Origin of the sequence: Tomitella biformata AHU 1821, from assembly GCF_000524475.1 — a bacterium.
GTDB lineage: Bacteria > Actinomycetota > Actinomycetes > Mycobacteriales > Mycobacteriaceae > Tomitella > Tomitella biformata.
On the sequence record NZ_BAVQ01000070.1, the window covers coordinates 37802 to 55813 of the forward strand.

General features: G+C 69.8%; 15 protein-coding genes. 10 read left to right on the top strand and 5 right to left on the bottom strand.

Annotated features, from left to right (window positions below; genetic code table 11):
• The first annotated feature begins 176 nt into the window (after positions 1-176).
• The 5 genes from TBIF_RS15450 to TBIF_RS15470 all read left to right on the top strand — a co-directional run bounded on the left by TBIF_RS15450 (position 177) and on the right by TBIF_RS15470 (position 5727).
• A complete protein-coding gene (locus tag TBIF_RS15450) occupies positions 177-953 on the top strand; it encodes a hypothetical protein (protein ID WP_148302293.1) in 777 nt (258 codons plus the stop codon).
• A complete protein-coding gene (locus TBIF_RS15455) occupies positions 950-2380 on the top strand; it encodes an amino acid adenylation domain-containing protein (protein WP_024795678.1) in 1431 nt (476 codons plus the stop codon). Before TBIF_RS15450 ends, TBIF_RS15455 begins: the two co-directional genes overlap by 4 nt.
• Positions 2367-2687, top strand: a complete 321-nt coding sequence (locus TBIF_RS23760; RefSeq protein WP_024795679.1) for a DUF6802 family protein — start codon at positions 2367-2369, stop codon at positions 2685-2687. The genes TBIF_RS15455 and TBIF_RS23760 overlap by 14 nt, the downstream gene beginning before the upstream one ends.
• A gap of 81 nt (positions 2688-2768) precedes the next feature.
• The gene (locus TBIF_RS15465) at positions 2769-3704 is read left to right on the top strand and encodes an alpha/beta fold hydrolase (RefSeq protein ID WP_024795680.1); all 936 of its coding nucleotides are present in this window, start codon (positions 2769-2771) and stop codon (positions 3702-3704) included.
• A 190-nt stretch (positions 3705-3894) separates the two neighbouring features.
• Positions 3895-5727 carry a phosphoenolpyruvate carboxykinase (GTP) gene (locus TBIF_RS15470; RefSeq protein ID WP_024795681.1) on the top strand — a complete coding sequence of 611 codons (1833 nt, stop codon included), beginning with the start codon at positions 3895-3897 and terminating at the stop codon, positions 5725-5727.
• A gap of 192 nt (positions 5728-5919) precedes the next feature.
• On the opposite strand, the gene TBIF_RS15475 is transcribed toward TBIF_RS15470, so the two are convergent.
• The gene (locus TBIF_RS15475) at positions 5920-6885 is read right to left on the bottom strand and encodes a pirin family protein (protein ID WP_024795682.1); all 966 of its coding nucleotides are present in this window, start codon (positions 6883-6885) and stop codon (positions 5920-5922) included.
• Positions 6886-7037: 152 nt separating this feature from the next.
• On the opposite strand from TBIF_RS15475, the gene TBIF_RS15480 reads away from it, so the two are divergent.
• From TBIF_RS15480 to TBIF_RS15490, 3 genes are all read left to right on the top strand, one after another.
• Positions 7038-7814 carry an enoyl-CoA hydratase/isomerase family protein gene (locus TBIF_RS15480; protein WP_024795683.1) on the top strand — a complete coding sequence of 259 codons (777 nt, stop codon included), beginning with the start codon at positions 7038-7040 and terminating at the stop codon, positions 7812-7814.
• Between the two features lie 163 nt (positions 7815-7977).
• On the top strand, positions 7978-8589 hold the full coding sequence (locus TBIF_RS15485) for a hypothetical protein (protein ID WP_024795684.1): 612 nt from the start codon (positions 7978-7980) through the stop codon (positions 8587-8589).
• A 201-nt stretch (positions 8590-8790) separates the two neighbouring features.
• Complete coding sequence (locus TBIF_RS15490; protein ID WP_024795685.1) at positions 8791-9441, top strand: hypothetical protein; 651 nt, start codon at positions 8791-8793, stop codon at positions 9439-9441.
• Positions 9442-9511: 70 nt separating this feature from the next.
• Here the strand turns inward: TBIF_RS15490 and TBIF_RS15495 are convergent, their stop codons facing one another.
• Both TBIF_RS15495 and TBIF_RS15500 read right to left on the bottom strand, forming a co-directional pair.
• Positions 9512-10963: an aldehyde dehydrogenase gene (locus TBIF_RS15495; protein WP_024795686.1), complete on the bottom strand. Its 1452-nt coding sequence runs from the start codon at positions 10961-10963 to the stop codon at positions 9512-9514.
• Between the two features lie 142 nt (positions 10964-11105).
• Positions 11106-11909 carry a class I SAM-dependent methyltransferase gene (locus TBIF_RS15500; protein WP_024795687.1) on the bottom strand — a complete coding sequence of 268 codons (804 nt, stop codon included), beginning with the start codon at positions 11907-11909 and terminating at the stop codon, positions 11106-11108.
• A 109-nt stretch (positions 11910-12018) separates the two neighbouring features.
• Between TBIF_RS15500 and TBIF_RS15505 the strand changes: the two genes are divergently transcribed.
• Entirely contained in the window at positions 12019-13266 is a 1248-nt protein-coding gene (locus tag TBIF_RS15505; protein ID WP_024795688.1) for a glycosyltransferase family 4 protein, read from the top strand.
• Here TBIF_RS15505 and TBIF_RS15510 read toward each other — a convergent pair.
• Positions 13183-14925, bottom strand: a complete 1743-nt coding sequence (locus TBIF_RS15510; protein ID WP_024795689.1) for an MmpA family trehalose lipid delivery protein — start codon at positions 14923-14925, stop codon at positions 13183-13185. The two genes, TBIF_RS15505 and TBIF_RS15510, sit on opposite strands and share 84 nt — an antisense overlap.
• Positions 14926-14966: 41 nt before the next feature.
• Between TBIF_RS15510 and TBIF_RS15515 the strand changes: the two genes are divergently transcribed.
• Positions 14967-16199 (top strand): polysaccharide biosynthesis protein, encoded by a 1233-nt coding sequence (locus TBIF_RS15515; protein ID WP_024795690.1) that lies wholly within the window; start codon positions 14967-14969, stop codon positions 16197-16199.
• Here the strand turns inward: TBIF_RS15515 and TBIF_RS23765 are convergent.
• Positions 16150-17946 carry an MMPL family transporter gene (locus tag TBIF_RS23765; RefSeq protein WP_268746918.1) on the bottom strand — a complete coding sequence of 599 codons (1797 nt, stop codon included), beginning with the start codon at positions 17944-17946 and terminating at the stop codon, positions 16150-16152. The two genes, TBIF_RS15515 and TBIF_RS23765, sit on opposite strands and share 50 nt — an antisense overlap.
• Positions 17947-18012 lie beyond the last annotated feature (66 nt).

The following is an 18012-nucleotide window of genomic DNA, read 5'->3' on the forward strand; positions in this document are numbered from 1 at the left end:
TATCTCTCTTGGCCGGGAGAGGCGGGGCCATATTTAGGGGGTTGCCCGGCTATCGCGGTTCTGTGCGGGACACGCTATTCTGATCGGACGTGAGGTGGGTCACGTGGTGTCCGGGGGGATGGCGTGACGGCCCCTCGATGGGGGATTGCCGGGGAGGCGCTGGGGTGGTGGGGCAGATGACGTCGCAGTTAGCGCAGGTCCAGCCGGTTTGTGTGGCGATTGGCGGCCGTGCGGGCGTGGGCCGATCCACATTGGTCGATGCGCTCGCGGGACGGCTGGCGGGACTGGGGCCCCTGACTGTCGGCGAGTTGCCGCCCTCCAACGATCCCACTGCCAACGATCGTGTGCGCGCTCCCGACGCGTATGGCCGGGACGTTCCGATCGACATCGTGGTGCACATGATCCTGCGATCGCCGCAGGACTCCGACCGCGCCGCTATCCGCATGCACCGCGGCCGCGGGATCCCGGTGCTGGGCGTGCTGGCCCGGGCCGACACGACCCCAGAGTGCTGGGCAGTCGCGGAAAGGTGCACGGAGCTGCCGCTGCTGCCCGTGGGGCTGGACCGGAATCGGGGATGGCTCGGCCTGGACGAGTTGGTGGACTGCCTGTCGGCGGGGATCGCCGAGATCCTGGCGGGGCGGGCGGACCGAGAGCTGGCCCAGCTGGACCGGTGGGCACTGGAGGGCACCGAGCGGGATCGTCTCGAGCGGCTGCTGGCCGGGCCCGACGCGCTGCGCCTACGGATGACCGGCGCCAAGAACTGGGCCGACACCACCGACACCGTCGAGGGCGCGTTGGCTGCGGCGGCCCGTTGGCGGGTGCTGGCCAACACCGCCCCGCAGCCGGCGGACGCCGAGCGGGCCCGCAACTGGCATCGGCGGCACGTGGCCCGCGCGGTCCAACTGGGCGCTGGTCAACTGGGTGCTGGCCGCGGCGAAGGCGAAGTCGGATGAGCGGGGTCGACGCGCAACTGCTCGACGGCGTCCGGGCCTGGCTCGGTGAGGGCCCCGGGGCCCGACGCCTGGCCCGCGCGGGCGGTCCCGGGCCGCGGGTGCTCTACGCGTCCGGCGTGGCCGAGGTGCCGGACTTGCCCTGCGACGGCGCGGTGACGGTCGTGGTGCTCGACGGCGAGGTGCCGCTCGGCTCCGACGAGCTGGCGATGCTCTGCGAGGTGCCGGCGCCGCCCGCCGGGGTGGTGTTTGCGCTAGCCGGTGGCGGCGCGGCCGACCAGGTGAGCCGGGCGATCCAGGAACGCAATCGTGCCCTCCTCGCGGCGTTCACGCCGGGGTTGGAGTTCGCGCCGATGGTGCCCCTGGACCTAGAACAGGGCCAGGGCCAGAGCCATGTCCTGGCGGCGGCCGTTGCCGCGGCGTCGGAGCGGATGCGGGGCCGGGACCGCCTGGCGGAGGTGGCCGCGTCGACGATCGACTTCGAGGCTGCTCGGCAGCGCAGGCGGCTCTCGGCCCTGCAGCGGGATCCGCAATTCGACCGCCTGCGGGCGGAGCGGGCTGTGATGTTGCGATCTCGGCACGGGGCACAGGCCCAGGGCGGGGGAGCTGGCGGCCTCCCGGCGCAGTTGGCGGGGCTGCGGGCCGCCTTCGGGCTGGCCCGGGTGGATCTTGGCCACGACCTCGCGAGCCAGTGCCGGCACGTCTCGAGCACGGTGCGGCTGGAGCTCGACGCGGCGACCAAGGAGGACCTGCGCGGCTTCCCTCACCGGCTGCACGACGCCCTGTCCGGGCTTGGGACCGACCTGGACCGGAACATCTCCGCGCGGCTGCGCGCCCTCGCCCCCGCGCTGCCGGTCGGCAGCACGGACAGCCCCGGGCCAGGGATCGAGGAGCCACGGGGCGGCGCCCTCGCCTTCGAGGATCGCTTGATGATCGTGATGGGCGCCTCGGGGGGCCTGGGCCTGGGGCGATTGTTGACGACGCCCCTGCAAGTCGTGGGCCTCCCGGAAGTGCTCGCCGTGCCCATCATGTTGGTGGTGGGCGCGGCGCTCGCCTGGTGGATCGTCCGGGCACGCGCGAATGCCGGCGACCGCCAACGGATGCGGCACTGGGCCGGGGAGGCGATAGCGGAGTTCAAGGCCCGCTGGGAGCGGACACTCGCCCAGCGGGCCCTCGACGCGGAGGCGGCGGCCGTTGGGATGCTGGGCGAGGAGCACGCGCGCGTCGTGCAGGAGACAGACCGTCGGCTCGCCGAGCTGGAGACGAGGCTTTCCCGCCTGGGCCGCGAGCGCGAGGGCAAGGCGGCGGCAGTGCACACCAGAGTGGCTCAGGCGGAGCGACTGCGGGCAGCGCTCGCCCCGCACGTGCGGTGGTCGATGACCGCGGACTGCTCGATGACGAGGGAGGACAGCAAAAATGTGGACGTCTGATGAGTTCGTGGGCTTCGGCGGGATAGAGGGTGGCGGGGAGGGCCACCCGGAGGCACCCGATGGCGATCAGGTGCAGTTCACGCCCATCGCCTTCGACTCGTTGACCGCGATCGACACCGATGGCGACGGCATCTTCGAGACGATGATCGTCCAGGACGGCGACGATCTGACCCTGGTCTACGACCTCGACGGGGACGGGCTCACCGACTTCCAGACGGAGTTCAAGGAAACCGGCGAACCGATGTCGTGGCGCGATGAGCGCGACGAGGACGGCCAATGGCACTGGCGGCGCGTCGACGGCTCCTAGCCGCCTCGTCGGCTCGATCCCCGGCGCAATCACCGGGGGGCGCGTACCGCCTGGGACGGGGAGACGGGCCATCATGGAGGTATGGGTAGTAAAAGTGGGAGTTTCAGTGACATCCACAGCGCGCGGGTGGAGGGGACCATCGCGGTGGGGCTGCGCCGGGACCGGCGGCTGAGTTTCTCGGAGTTCGGAGCGCCGACCGGGCGGGCGGTCTTCTGGCTGCACGGCACACCCGGCGCCCGGCGGCAGATCCCCAACGAGGCGCGCGAGTTCGCGCTCCGTGAGGGGATCCGCATCGTGGGGCTGGACCGGCCGGGCATCGGCTCGTCGACTCCCCACGTGTACGGCTCCTTTCGTGAGTTCACGAGCGACCTGGAGATCGTGGCGGACTGCCTGGGCATTGGCGAGATGGCCGTCGTCGGACTCTCCGGCGGCGGGCCGTACACCCTCGCGGCCGCGGACCACATGCCCGACCGTGTGAAGGCGGCCGGTGTCCTCGGCGGCGTCGCTCCCACCCGCGGACCCGATGCCATCGCAGGCGGCCTCGCCGGCCTCGGCGCGCGATTCGCGCCCCTGGTCTCGGCTGGCCGGGTGCCCATCGGCATCGGGCTCACGGCCACGGTGCGGATGGTCAAGCCGTTCGCTTCGCCGATCATCGACATGTACGGCCTCCTCTCGCCCGCCGGGGACCGGAATTTGCTCGCGCGCCCGGAGTTCAAGGCGATGTTCCTCGACGACTTGCTCAACGGCAGTCGCAAGCAGTTCTCGGCCCCGTTCTCGGACATCATGCTGTTCTCCAAGGAGTGGGACTTCCGGCTGGGCGAGGTGCGGCCATCGGTCACCTGGTGGCACGGCGATGCGGACCACATCGTGCCGCTGAGCCATGGCAAGCACTGCGTGGCATTGCTCCCACACGCCACGATGCGCGTGCTGGAAGGCGAGAGCCACCTCGGCGGATTGGGCGTGGCGGAGGAGATCTTGGCCACGCTACTCAACATTTGGGACCATTCAGGCAGCTAAAACGCCAGGTTATATCGCGTACTGACTGGTAACGGGGGACCCGCTTTCGTGAATTTTTGCAAACGGCGTTAACCTCGGTGCAGGACTTCCGGCGCTCACCTGCCATCAAGCGCGGTTTTGTCGGTCATTTTGTGACCGCGGACTCGTGCCTGTTGGCGCGTGAGCAGCACCCACACTGCAGGAGAGGCTGATGACCGCAGCGACGATTCCAGGTTTGAACGGCACGGACGACAACCCGCCCACCAAGCACGCTGAGCTCCTCGCGTGGGTCGCCGAGGTTGCCGAGCTCACCCAACCGGAGCGCGTCGTGTTCGCCGACGGCTCTGACGAGGAGTGGGACCGCCTGACGGCAGAGCTGGTCGAGGCCGGCACGTTCGTCAAGCTGAACGAGGAGAAGAAGCCCAACAGCTTCCTCGCTTCCTCCGACCCCGCCGATGTGGCGCGCGTCGAGTCGAAGACCTTCATCTGCTCCGAGGACGAGGTCGACGCCGGCCCCACCAACAACTGGATGGCACCCGAGGAAATGCGCACACTGATGCGCGGTCTCTACGCCGGCTGCATGAAGGGCCGCACGATGTATGTCGTGCCGTTCTGCATGGGCCCGCTCGGCGCCGAGGACCCCAAGCTGGGCATTGAGATCACCGACTCGGCGTACGTCGTCGTGTCGATGCGCATCATGACCCGCATGGGCCAGGCCGCGCTGGACAAGATCGGTGCCGACGGCGCGTACGTCAAGGGCCTGCACTCCGTGGGCGCGCCCCTCGCAGAGGGCCAGGCGGACGTCTCGTGGCCGTGCAACGAGACCAAGTACATCACCCACTTCCCCGAGACCCGTGAGATCTGGTCCTTCGGGTCCGGCTACGGCGGCAACGCGCTGCTGGGCAAGAAGTGCTACTCGCTGCGCATCGCGTCGGCCATGGCCCACGACGAGGGCTGGCTGGCCGAGCACATGCTCATCCTGAAGCTGATCTCGCCGGAGGAGAAGGCCTACTACGTCGCGGCGGCATTCCCGTCCGCGTGTGGCAAGACCAACCTCGCGATGATCCAGCCGACCATCCCCGGCTGGCGCGCGGAGACCCTGGGCGATGACATCGCGTGGATGCGCTTCGGTGCGGACGGCCAGCTCTATGCCGTCAACCCCGAGGCCGGCTTCTTCGGCGTCGCACCTGGCACCAGCCACGATTCGAACCCGAACGCCATGAAGACGGTCGAGGGCGGCAACACCATCTACACCAATGTTGGGCTCACCGACGACGGCGACGTGTGGTGGGAGGGCATCGGCACCGACGCGCCGGCGCACCTGATCGACTGGCACGGCAACGACTGGACCCCCGAGTCCGGCGTCAAGGCCGCCCACCCGAACTCGCGCTACTGCACTCCGATGTCGCAGTGCCCGATCCTCGCGCCCGAGTGGGACGACCCCCAGGGTGTCCCGATCTCCGCGATCCTGTTCGGCGGCCGCCGCAAGACGACCGTCCCGCTGGTCACCGAGTCGTTTGACTGGCAGCACGGCACGTTCATGGGCGCGACGCTCTCCTCGGAGCAGACCGCCGCCGCCGAGGGCACGGTCGGCAACGTCCGCCGCGACCCGATGGCGATGCTGCCGTTCATCGGCTACAACGTGGGCGATTACCTCAACCACTGGATCACGCTGGGCGAGAAGGCTGACGCGAGCAAGCTGCCGAAGATCTTCTACGTCAACTGGTTCCGCCGTGGCGAGGACGGCCGCTTCCTGTGGCCCGGGTTCGGCGAGAACTCCCGCGTGTTGAAGTGGGTCGTCGAGCGCATCGAGGGCAAGGCCGACGCTGTCAAGACGCCCATCGGCTACGTGCCGACCAGCGCGCAGATGGACCTCGAGGGCCTCGACGTGAACGCCGACGACGTCAACGAGTCCCTGGCCGTCAGCGTCGACGAGTGGAAGGCCGAGCTGCCCCTCATCGAGGAGTGGTTCGAGTTCATCGGCGACAAGCTGCCGGCTGGCATCCGCGAGGAGTTCGAGGCCCTGAAGACCCGCCTCGGCTAGATCTTTACCGCTGCACGCCAGTTCGCCCCCGTTTCTTGCGCTCGCCCCCGTTGCAACGGGGACCAGGGTAAGAAGCGGGGGCGAACTGCTGTCAGGTCGACTTTCTTCAAGCCTTGCGCCCGCTCCGTGGCCGTGCGCACACTGCATGATGCGTACGGCCACGAAGCGGGCGCAAGGGCACTCAGGCTGTCCTCACATCGACTCGTAGTTGGCCGGGATCGAGCCGAGCCGGCCGGCCTGGAAGTCCTCGAACGCGGTGACGAGCTCCTCGCGGGTGTTCATCACGAACGGGCCGTGCATCGCGACAGGTTCGCGGATCGGTTGCCCGCCCAGGATGAACATCTCCAGAGACTCGGTGCGCGAGTCCTGCGTGTCGGCGGCCGAGATCTCCAGGTAGTCGCCCTTGCCGAAGACGGTCATCTGGCCGGTGGTGACGGGCCTGCGCTCCGCGCCCACGGTGCCATCGCCCGCCAGCACAAAGGCCAGCGCGTTGAAGCTCGGGTCCCACGGCAGCTTGACCGTCGCCCCGGGTGCGATGGTCGCGTGGACCAGGGAGATTGGCGTGTAGGTGGAGCCAGGTCCCTGATGGCCGTCGACCTCGCCGGCGATGATGCGGATCAGCGCGCCGCCATCGGGGCTGGAGATTAGCTTGATGTGGCTGGAGCCGATGTCCTGGTAGCGGGGGTGTGCCATCTTGTCCGCGCGCGGCAGGTTCACCCACAACTGCACGCCGTGGAACAGACCGCCGGAGACCACGAGGTGCTCGGGCGGACGCTCGATGTGCAGGATGCCGCCGCCGGCCGTCATCCACTGGGTGTCGCCGTTGCTGATGGTGCCGCCGCCGCCGTTGGAGTCCTTGTGCTCGAAGATGCCGTCGATGATGTAGGTGACGGTCTCGAAGCCGCGGTGCGGGTGCCAGGAGGTGCCCCTGGGCTCGCCGGGCGCGTAGTCGACCTCGCCCATCTGGTCCATGTGGATGAACGGGTCCAGGTGCTTCAGGTCAATGCCCGCGAACGCGCGGCGCACCGGGAAGCCCTCGCCCTCGTGGCCGGACGGCGCGGTGGTGACGGCCAAGACTGGGCGCCCCCGGCTCGTTGTGGGGTCGACGGGGTCGAGGCGGGGCAGGGTCAACGGGTTGTCGACGGTGATAGCGGGCATGGCGTCCTCCGGTTGATTCTCTGTGCGCCCAATCTAGTTGAGTCCGCAACTACTTTCAATGAGTCACAACGTATGGCATGGACGGTTATTCCCGCGCCGCGTCGCTGTGGGATGCTGACGGCAATCCGACCGCCGTCCCAAAGGGGTAGAACATGTCCGAGCCCGCCGTCCTCACCGCCCGCGAAGGCCGGGTGCTGACGATCACCCTCAACCGTCCAGCCAATGGCAATGCGATCGACATGCCCCTGGCCGAGGCACTGACGGCAGCCGTTGCACAGGTTGACGAGTCCGTGGGCGCGGTGCTCATCGTCGGCGCAGGCAAGCACTTCTGCGTGGGTGGCGACTTGGGCGAGTTCGGGGCGGCGGCGGAGCCCGACGTGTTCATCTCCGCACTGGCGGGCCAGCTGCACGTGGCCGTCAACGCGCTGGCCGAGCTCGACGTGCCTGTGGTCGTGGGCCTGCACGGCGGTGTCGGCGGCGCGGGCCTGAGCCTGGCCGGCATCGGCGACGTGGTCGTATGCGGGCGCTCCGCGAAGCTGCGCCCGGCGTACCTGGCGATCGGACTGACGCCCGACGGCGGCATGTCCTGGACGCTGCCCCGCGCCATCGGCCGGACTCGCTTCATGGATCTGCTGATGACGGGTGGGATGCTCACCGCTGACGAGGCGCTCGCGTGCGGCGTTGTGAGCCGCGTCGTCGACGACGCAGAGGTCCACGAGACCGCCGCGCAGCTCGCCGGGCAGCTCGCGGCCGGCCCCGCCAGCTCCTACGCCCGACTCAAGGCACTCGTGCGCGACGGGGAGAACCGCAGCCTGCGCGAGCAGCTCGACGCGGAGGCCACGAGCATCGGTATCAGCGCCGGCAGCCCGGACGGGCGGGAGGGTGTCGCGGCGTTCGTCGAGCGTCGTCCGGCCGTTTACCAGCACTAGGAAACCGCAAGCACTTGTGAGTGAGAACTTTCCGAAATGGTTGAGTTTTCCGGGATAGCTTGCGGAAAGAACGGCCGCTAGGACAGGATGACGGGCATTGTGGCACCGCACCGGAAACGGTGTGGTGCCCTCAGGTGTCGGCAACCTAGAAAACGGAGATAAAATGAAGCTTCGCGGAGTAAAGCGCATTGCTATCAGCCTGGCGGCGTCGGCGGCAATGGTCGGCGGGCTGGCGCTGACCGCGCCGGCGACGGCGTCTGCGGCCCCGGGCTATGAGAAGCCGGTGCTCACGGTCGAACAGGGCGACTTCGGTGGCAAGAACGTCCAGGTCACGATCACGAACCCGAACGACTGGGGGATCCTCGACCCAGCGCCGATCTGCACCCCCACGCTCCTGAGCGGCGAGGCCGCGCTCAAGGCGCTGGTGGCGGTGGACAGCGGCGACATTCTCGGTGTGATTGACGTGGTCACCGCGAATAACGCGTTCCTGGGCCTCCCCGCGATCAACAACCTTGTAGACGGTAACGACAACAGCAAGAGCACGGCATTCCAGGTGGACGACGGCGTCTACGTGCTCGTGGGCATCTGTGGAGGCACGGGGACTCTGTTGGGTGATTCCGGGGTCGCTATCGCGCCCGTCATTGTCCCCAGCGGCTTCGGCAGCATCGCTCCGGGCCTGGCCTTCGGCAGCCTGCTGCTCGAGTCCGGCGATGCGCTCACCAGCGTCCTCCCGCTGCTGCTCGGCGCTGGCGGCTTGGTCGGTGGACTGAGCTAGCCACTTCTCGTCGATCTCCCAGTGTGGCCCGCAACCGGACAGGTTGCGGGCCACACTGTTATCACGCGGTCGACATAACGATTTGGGGCCTATGTGGCCAATGGGGCTGAAGTTACGTCAGGATGACGCTTATCGGAGCGCTTTGCTCGCAAATAGGGAGACGCGTCGGGGCGTGTCGAAATCATGGATGGAGACGTATCGATGAGGTTTAGCGGAATCAAGCGCGCGGCGACGGGAATTGCGGCATCGATTGCCATGGTGGGCGGGCTGGCGCTCGCCGCACCGACCACGGCCGCGGCGGCCCCGTCGTATGAGGGCCCCGGGATGACGGCCGAGCAGGGCGATTTCGGCGGCAAGAATGTTCAGGTCAAGGTCACGAACCCGAATATCGTCTCTGGCTATTTGGACGCGACTGCCTGCAGCCCGGTGCTCCTCGAGGGGGAGGCCGCCATCCGGGCGCTGCTCGCCTTCGAGGCGGACGATTACGGCGAGCTCTTCAAGATCATCACGTCCAAGGATGTGCGGACCGGAAACCTCGCGATCAATTACTTCCTGAAGAAGGGGCCCAACAGCTCCACCACGGACTGGGACGTTGCCGACGGCGTGTACCTGCTTGCCGGCCTCTGCGTTGGCGGGAATACCCTCTCCGACCCATCTGGTGCCGGCTTCACGCTGCAGCCGCTGATCGTGCCCAGCGGCATCGGCAGCATCTCTCCGGCGCTGGCCTTTGGCAGCGTGGTGCTCGAGTCCGGTGATGAGCTCGGCGGCCTGCTGCCCAAGCTCATCCAGAGCCCGCTGCTGCAGGGCATGGTCCAGGGCATGTTCGAGGACATGGTGGGTGGCCTGAACTAGGTCCCTCGGCGCCACGAACAGCGGCCCGCACCCCTGATGGGATGCGGGCCGCTGTCGTCGGGATGCGGTGTTAGCTGGTGTAGCCGGGAGGCATGAGCACGGACTTGATCTCGCAGAACGCGTCGATGCCCTCGGGGCCGCATTCGCGGCCGATGCCGGAGTTCTTGTAGCCGCCGAAGGGGCTGCCCGGGTCGAAGGCGTACCAGTTGATGCCGTAGGTGCCGGTGCGGATCTTGCGTGCCACCTCGAGGCCGTGGTCGATGTCGGTGGTCCACACGGTGCCGGCGAGCCCGTAGTCGGAGTCATTCGCGATCGCGATGGCCTCCTCCTCGGTGTCGTACGGGAGCACGGACAGGACGGGGCCGAAGATCTCCTCGCGCGCGATGGTCATGGTGTTGTCGACGTCGGCGAAGATCGTGGGGGTGACGTAGTAGCCATCGCCCAGGTGCGTCGGGCGCTCGCCGCCGAGCACGACGCGCGCGCCCTCGGCCTTGCCCTTCGCGATGTAGCCCTCGATCTTGTCGCGCTGGCTCTCGTTGATCACGGGGCCGAGCTGGCTCGCGGGGTCGGCGGGGTCGCCGACGTTGAACATCATCGACGTGACGTTGACGAGTGCCTCGACGACCTCGTCGTAGCGTGAGCGCGGGGCGAGGATGCGGGTCTGCGCCACGCAGGCCTGGCCGGAGTTCATCAGGCCGGACATCGCGAGCATCGGCGCGGAGGCGGCGATGTCGGCGTCCTCGAGGATAATCGCGGCGGACTTGCCGCCGAGTTCGAGGGAGCAGCGCTTGAGCTGCTCGGCGGCGATCTTGCCGATGTGCTTGCCGACCGCGGTGGAGCCGGTGAACGTGACCTTGTCGACGTCGGGGTGCGAGACGAGGTGCTCGCCGGTGGCGGCGCCGCCGTGGACCACGGACAACACGCCCTCGGGCAGGCCGGCCTCGGCGAAGATGTCGGCGATCAGGTTCGTCGACAGGGGCGCGTCGGGCGCGGGCTTGAGCACGATGGTGCAGCCGGCCATGATCGCGGGCGCAAGCTTGTTGATGGCCAGGAAGATCGGGACATTCCAGGCGGTGACGGCGGCGACGACGCCGACGGGCTCGCGGATGACGCGGCTCTCGCCGAACATGCCGGTGCGCTTCTCCTCCCAGTGGAAGGTCTCCGCCAGCGCGGCGTATGCGGCGAGGGTGGCCAGCGACGGCGTGATCTGCATCATGTCGATGCCGGCGGGCGTCGCGCCCATCTCGGCGGACGTGATGTCGATGAGCTCCTGCTTGCGGTTGCCAATGATCTCGGCGGCGCGGGTGAGGATCGCGGCGCGGTCGACGGGCGCCGTGCGAGCCCAGGTGCCGTCCTCGTTCACGGCGACCGCGGCGGCGATCGCGCGGTCCACATCGGCGTTGTCCGCGACGGGGACGCTGCCCACGACCTGCAGCGTCGCGGGCGAGGTGACCTCGATGGACTCGCCGGAACTGGGGGCCACCCATTTGCCGCCGATAAAGAGGGTGTCGTATTTGGTCATGCGGTTCTCCTGGTCTCGACGCCACCCGCGAGGTCACGCCGGTGGAGATCTCTGTCACAAGAGTAAAACGTGTGTCAGAAATTAGCTAGGCGGGTACCAATAGTTGCTGGTTGAGGCCCGGCCGGCGGTAGGTGAACCTGTGTCAGTGCTTGCGCAAGACCACCACGAGATTGCTCACCAGCAGTTCCCGGAGCCCGGGGACTCGCACCAGCCACCACGCCCAGCGGGGGTGGTAGCGGGGGAAGGCGGCGAGCAGGTCCGCCCCCGCCGCGCCACGAGCCCAGCGCAGGCCCTCCCCACAGTGCACGGCGAACAGGGAGGTGCCGAAGCGGTTCTTGGGCTCATGGCCCTGTGTTCGGGCGTAGCGGCGGGCCGCGCGCTCACCGCCCAGGTAGTGCCAGGGGCCGGTCTCGTGCCCGCCGAACGGGCCCCACCACAGGGTGTAGGAGAGCACCATCAGCCCGCCGGGCTTGGTCACTCGCAGCATCTCGGCGGCCATCGTCCACGGCTCGGGCACGTGCTCGGCCACATTGGAGGAGAAGCAGATGTCCACGGAGTCCGAGCGGATCGGCAGCGCCATCCCGGAGCCGCGGACCGCGACGCCGGTCAGATCGATATCGCGGGCGTGCATCTCGGAGGGGTCCGGCTCCACGGGGATATAACGCGCGCCGACCTGCCGGAAGCCGTCGGCGAAGTAGCCGGGCCCGCCGCCCACGTCGAGGATCACGCGCCCGTCGAGGCCCTCGCCGGTGGCGCCGAGGTACAGGTCCCGCAGCAGCTCGACGGAGTCCTTGGCCAGCGCGCCGTAGAAGCGGTCCGGGTCGGTCTGCTCATAGCGGAAGTCGCCCAGCAGCCCGACGGCCCGACGCAGCGTGGCGCGGGCGGCCAGATGGCGCGTCGCAGATCGTGACTTCCCCGCTCCTATGTTCCTCGCTCCTATGTTCACCGGGCCGACTCTAGTGGGCAGCCTGTGATGGTCATCGAACTCCCTCGTCGGCAGCGGCTAAACTCATCTCGGGCCAGGACCTACTGACGATCGGAACCATGTGAGCGCTGTGCGAGAGGTGCTGCTGCTGTGCTGGCGGGACACCGGCCACCCCCAGGGCGGCGGCAGCGAGCGCTATCTCGAGGAGATCGGCGCGGTGCTCGCGGCGCAGGGCGTGCGGGTGACGCTGCGGACCGCGGGCTATCCGGGTGCCCCCAAGCGTGAGCACGTGAACGGCATCGACATCAGCCGCGGCGGCGGCCGCCTCACCGTCTACCCCCGTGCGTGGGCCGCGATGTGGGCGGGCCGGCGTGGGTTCGGCCCGCTACGCGGCGTGCGGCCCGACGCGGTCATCGACACCCAGAATGGCATCCCGTTCTTCGCGAGGACGTTCACGAAGGCGCCCGTCGCGCTTCTGGTGCACCACTGCCACCGTGAGCAGTGGCCGGTGGCAGGCCGGCTGATGGGGCGCGTCGGCTGGTTCATCGAGTCCCGGATCTCCCCGCGGCTGCACCGGTCGAGCCAGTACCTGACGGTGTCGCTGCCGTCCGCGCAGGAGCTCGAGGGTCTCGGCGTGGAGGGTGCCCGGATCGCCATCGCCCGCGCCGGGTTGGACCCGATCCCCGACGGCGTCGCGGCCGGCAGCGAGCTCACCCGCTCGACGCACCCCAGCCTATGCGTGCTCTCAAGGCTGGTGCCGCACAAGCAGATTGAGGATGCACTGGAGACGGTCGCGCGGCTGCGCCCGGGTCTGCCGGAACTCCACCTGGACGTGATCGGGGACGGCTGGTGGGCGCAGGAGCTGCGGGACAAGGCGGCGGCTCTGGACATCGTCGACGCCGTCACCTTCCATGGGCACGTCTCCGAGGAGCGCAAGAACGAGCTGCTGGCCCGCGCGTGGGTGCACGTGATGCCCTCCCGCAAGGAGGGCTGGGGGCTGGTGGTCATCGAGGCGGCGCAACACGGCGTGCCGACGGTCGGCTACCGCAGCTCCCGGGGCCTGACGGACTCGGTGGTCGACGGTGCCACCGGGGTGCTGGTGGACACGCCGGCAGAGCTGGTCGACGCGGTCGGGCGGCTGCTCGAGGACGAGGCGTGGCGGCTGGAGCTCGGCGAGCAGGCGCGGGCCAGGGTGGGCCAGTTCTCCTGGGTCCGCTCCGCGATGGCCGTCCGCTCGGTGCTGACCTCGATGGCCCGTGGCGCCCACGTCAGCGGTGTGGTGACCGACGACCTGCTAGAGCTCGTCCCGGATGAGTCCTCGGCGACTGCGGCGTTTCGCGAGATCACGCACGACACCGCAGCCCAGTCCGCAGGCTAGGACCGCCAGCCACAGCAGGTGGGCGGCGATCGCGGTCGCCCGCGCCGCCTGGCTGGCAGGCGCCCACTCGACAGAACCCGGGACGCGGTACAGGCTGAGATCGGCGTCGGCGTAGAACGGCTCCAGCTTGGCCAGGGTTGTCGCGCTCGCGCCGAGATCGCCGGGCGTGCCGTGCTCCACCAGGACCCAGCGGACCCCCAACTCGGCGAGCTTGGCGGGTTCTGCGCCGGAGAGCAACACCGATTGCGCCCGTGAGCCCTCGCCGGCCACCCGCACTCCGCCGACTATCAGCGCGCCGGGGTCGAGAACGTCGGCCTGCAGCCAGCGCGCGGCGGGATCGAGCACGACCGGTCCGCCGTCGAACATCCGGAAGCTGCCCGCCGGCAGCACCGCGACATCCCCGTCTCCCGGCGCCGCGAGCTGTGCGACCTGTGCCCAGCCCACCGGGTAGTGCGCCGGCCGCAGTGCGCCGCCGACTCCCCATGCGAGGTCCGGCAGCGCGAGGATGAGCAGCGCGCAGAGGGCGACGGCGCTGGACTTGGCGGACTTGGGCGTGGCGGACTTGGGCCGGCGCGCCCGCAGCCGGTCCGCGGCCAGCGCCGCCGCCAGCACATAGCCGGGCATCGCGAGGGCCACCCATTTCTGCGCGTCGCGGCCCAGGCCGGACCCGGGCACCGCCGCCACAATCGCGCGGCAGAGCGCCAGCCCCGGACCAGTCGCGGCCAGCGCCGGCAGGACGATGGCGAGCACGGCGATGACGACGAGCGCCGCGATCACGGGATTGCGGCGTCGCCGCCATAGCCCCCGCAGCCCAGCGGCGACCAGTGCCAGCAGCAGCGCGGTCGAGGCCAGCGCGAACAGGGTGGTCCGCGAGCCGGGCACGGCGAGGGAGTTCCAGATGCCGCCGAGCCCGGCCAGAGAGCCAAGGGTGCCCAGGCCCGGCTCCGCCCGCGCGGCGAACGCGGCTACCCCGGCCGGGTCGGAGCCCGCGCCGCCGCCGAGCACCGCCGCCACGAGCCAGGGGGCGGCGACGGCGGCGAGGGCGGCCACGACGATGAGTAGCCGTCGGGCGCGGCGGCGCCCGCCTGGCAGCGCGGCCAAGATGACTGCGAGCAGGCCCGCCAGCACCGCGCCCGTGGGGGTGAGGCCCGCGCTTGCCAGGGCGACCAAGAGCGCGCCGGCAGACCCGCCCCGGCGCATCGACACGGCGGCGGACACGATCCAGGGCAGTGCGGCGTAGCCGGTGAGCAGGCTCCAGTGCCCCTGCAGAAGTCGCTCTGCCACAAAGGGATTCCACAGAGCCACGGTGATGGCGACTAGCTGGCCGCCCAAGCCGACGGCGGGGAGGACCGTCCGCACCATCTTGGCCGCGCCGTATCCCGCAGCCCACAGAGACAGCAGCAGGATCGCTTTCACGAGGATGCCGCCGTCGACGATGGAGGAGGCGACGGCCAGTAGGGCATCCTGCGGCACGGCGCGGGGCGCGGCGTCGGAGATGCCCAGGGCGGAGTCGGTGAGATACGAGCGCGGGGTGGAGACCGCGTCACGCAGCAGCAGATAGCCCGGGCCCAGCAGCGGTCCCAGGATCACAAGCGTCAGGACCAATGAGTACAGCGCCGGGATCCATTGCCTGGGCTGGGGAATCCGGCGGACGCGCATGCGCAAACCTTACGGGGGGACGCACCTGCGATCATTGCGGGATGATCCCGGAGCCGACCTCGCCGCCCGCTACCGCGGTGTCCGGCCGGCGGTTCGTCACCTCGGGGCTGGCCCTGGTGACGGTCGGCGCGATGACCGCCAACGTCCTGTCCTACCTGCTGCACTTGCTCGCCGGGCGGATGCTGCTGCCGGAGGGCTATGGCGAGTTCGCGAGCCTGCTCACGGCGCAGCTGGTCCTCGCGGTGCCGGCGCTGGCCCTGCAGACGGTGATCGCTCGTTCCACCGCGCGAGGCGGCGGCGAGTCGGATGCCCGCGCGCTGACATACCGCGCGGCGGCGGTGGTCGCGGTGCTCGCGGCGGCGTTGACCCCGCTGTTGTCCTGGCTGTTCACGACCTCGCTGACCGCCGCCGCGTCCGCCCTAGTCGCGGCGCCGCTGCTGGTGTTGCTCGCGGGGGAGCAGGGGCTGTTGCAGGGGCGCGAGCGCTTCGGGGCGCTCGGCGCTATCCTCGCCGCCGCAGGGCTGGGCAAGGTGCTGCCCGCGGTGGCGGCGCTGGCACTGGGCTCCGGCGCGGCCGGGGCGCTGGCGGCGGGCGCGGCGGGCACCGCCGTCGTGGTGCTGGCGGCCCGGTTCGTGGGCTCGCGGCGCGTGGCAGCAGGCGCGCTATCCGCGGGGGCGTCTGGCTCCTCGGATGTCGCCGCAGTGCTCCGCGCCTCGCAGGTGCAGTTGGTGCTGATCGCGCTGAGCTCGATCGACCTGCTGATCGCCCGGGCCGTGCTCACCGAGACCGATGCCGGGCTCTACGCGATGGGCGCGGTGGCGACGAAGGCCGCGTTCTGGCTTCCGCAAGCCGTCGGCGTCGTGCTGTATCCGCGCATGTCGAGGCCCGAGCAGTCGCTGAAGGCGGTCCGCACGACGCTCGCGGTGCTGCTGGGGGTCGGCGCCGTCGTGGTTATCGGGGCGGCACTCGCGGGCCCGTTGCTCCCGATGCTGGTCGGCGAGGACTACCGTCCCATCACCGGCCTGCTGTGGCTGTTCGCGCTCGAGGGCGCGGTGCTCGCGCTGTTGCAGGGGGCGCTGATCGGGGCGATTGCCCGCGAGCGCACGGCGTTGGCCGCCGTTGCGTGGGTGGGCCTGGGCATCGAGGCCGTGGTGCTGTCTCTCACGGGCTCGATGCTCGCGATGCTGGTCGGCGCGACCATCTGCGTGGCCGTGACGACTGCGGCTATGGCTGCGCTGGTGCTGCGGTCGGTGGCGGCGGAGCCTGCGCGCTAGCCGGGGCGCGCGGCGAGACCTTCGTCGGCCACCAGAACGCGCGGCCCTGCAGCGCGGAGAGGGCGGGCACCAGCAGCGGAGCCATCCCGAAGGCGGCGATGGCGATGCCGACGGCGACGCCGAAGCCCAGCTCGACGAGGTTGGCGATCCCGGTGAGCATCAGCGAGGCGAACGTGAATGCCAGGATCACGCCGGCCGCGGCGACGGTGGGTGCGTCGTTCGCGATCGCGATCCGCACGGCCTCTCTAGGCCGGTGCCCGTTGCGGAACTCCTCGTGCAAGCGCGCCGCGATCAGGATGTTGTAGTCGGTGCCGATGGCGACGACGAACAGGTAGAGCACGATCGGGATCGTGAAGTCGACGCCCGAATAGCCGACCCCGTCGAGGAAGACCAACACGACGGCGCCGAGGGTGGCGGCGAAGGTCAGCCCGACGCAGACGACGAGGTTGAGCGGCGCGAGCAGCGACGTCAGCAGCAGCCCGAGGATCAGGAAGATGATGACCGCGGCCACGGGGAACACGAGCCGGGTGTCCGAGTGCAGCTGTGCGCGCACGTCCACGAACGTCGACGTCTGGCCGCCGACGTAGACGTCCGCGCCGGGCACCGCGCCGTGGGCAGCCGCCCGCACCGGCCCCTCGACCAGGTCGATGGCCTCGTTGGCGAACGGGTCGGCTTCGAGGATCACGTTGATCAGCGCCGCGGTGCCGTCCTGGCTCGGCTTGGGCGGTGTCACCGACGCGACCCCGGGCACGGCCGCCAACGCCGCGGACAGCGGGGCCAGCGAGGCCGGGTCGAGCGGGGCGGTGCCGACGACATACACCTGTGTGGGGCTGAGCGTGCCGGGTGGGAAGGAGACGCTCATCGTGTTGAACGCCTGCTGTGCGGGGGTGTCCGACGGCAACTCCGCCAGCGTGTTGTAGGTGGGCTTGAACCCGGTGGAGAAGACAGTGAGGATGATCAGCACGACCGCCACTCCGCCAGCGACGAGGGCGGGCCGCCGCGCGGTGTACTCGCCGATCGCCGCGAACGGGCTGCGCGCGCTGTTCTGCCCCGCGCCGAGCGGCCAGAACAGGTGCTTGCCGAGGAGCGCGAACACCGCGGGGATCAGGGTGAGGGTCGTGATCAGCATGACCGCGACGGCGACGATGAGGCCCGGGGCGAGCGTGCTCAACGACCCCAGGCGGGCGAGGAGCAGCGCGGCAAAGGCTCCGATCACCGTCAGTGCCGACGAGCCGACCACCTTGCCGACCACGGTGGCGGCAAAGACCAGCGACTCGTCGTGCGACCGGCCGCCGCGGACGGACTCGCGATAGCGGAACAGCAGGAACACGATGTAGTCGGTGCCGATGCCGAACAGCACGACGACCAGGATCGATTGCAGCGAGGTGCTCACTTCGAAATCGAAGCCGTCCGCGAGCGCCGCGGTGATACCGGTGACGACCTGGAGCACGATACCGATCACGATGATCGGGATTATCGAGATGAGGGGGCTGCGGAAGATAAGGCCGAGGAGTACCACGATGAGGATCACGGTCGCGATGGTGATGATGCTGTCGGCGTGGTCGAAGGCTGAGGTGGTGTCCACCTGAATGGCCGCGTTGCCGGTGAGCTCGCTGGTCAGGTCGGTGCCCTGCAGACTGGCCGCGGCGGCGGCGCGTACCGCGGGCACCGCGGCGTTGACCTTCTCGTCGCCGGGTTGGCCGTCGAACGCGACCTGGATTGCCATGACCTTGCCGTCGGCGGACAGCGATTGCGGGGTGGCCTACACGGCGAGGACCCCATCGATGCCGTCGTTCTGCAGGGCACCCACCAG

Coding starts and splice junctions, on each gene's coding strand:
- TBIF_RS15450 (WP_148302293.1), top strand. CDS start 177: ATGACGTCGCAGTTAGCGCAGGTCCAGCCGGTTTGTGTGGCGATTGGC.
- TBIF_RS15455 (WP_024795678.1), top strand. CDS start 950: ATGAGCGGGGTCGACGCGCAACTGCTCGACGGCGTCCGGGCCTGGCTC.
- TBIF_RS23760 (WP_024795679.1), top strand. CDS start 2,367: ATGTGGACGTCTGATGAGTTCGTGGGCTTCGGCGGGATAGAGGGTGGC.
- TBIF_RS15465 (WP_024795680.1), top strand. CDS start 2,769: ATGGGTAGTAAAAGTGGGAGTTTCAGTGACATCCACAGCGCGCGGGTG.
- TBIF_RS15470 (WP_024795681.1), top strand. CDS start 3,895: ATGACCGCAGCGACGATTCCAGGTTTGAACGGCACGGACGACAACCCG.
- TBIF_RS15475 (WP_024795682.1), bottom strand. CDS start 6,885: ATGCCCGCTATCACCGTCGACAACCCGTTGACCCTGCCCCGCCTCGAC.
- TBIF_RS15480 (WP_024795683.1), top strand. CDS start 7,038: ATGTCCGAGCCCGCCGTCCTCACCGCCCGCGAAGGCCGGGTGCTGACG.
- TBIF_RS15485 (WP_024795684.1), top strand. CDS start 7,978: ATGAAGCTTCGCGGAGTAAAGCGCATTGCTATCAGCCTGGCGGCGTCG.
- TBIF_RS15490 (WP_024795685.1), top strand. CDS start 8,791: ATGAGGTTTAGCGGAATCAAGCGCGCGGCGACGGGAATTGCGGCATCG.
- TBIF_RS15495 (WP_024795686.1), bottom strand. CDS start 10,963: ATGACCAAATACGACACCCTCTTTATCGGCGGCAAATGGGTGGCCCCC.
- TBIF_RS15510 (WP_024795689.1), bottom strand. CDS start 14,925: ATGCGCGTCCGCCGGATTCCCCAGCCCAGGCAATGGATCCCGGCGCTG.
- TBIF_RS15515 (WP_024795690.1), top strand. CDS start 14,967: ATGATCCCGGAGCCGACCTCGCCGCCCGCTACCGCGGTGTCCGGCCGG.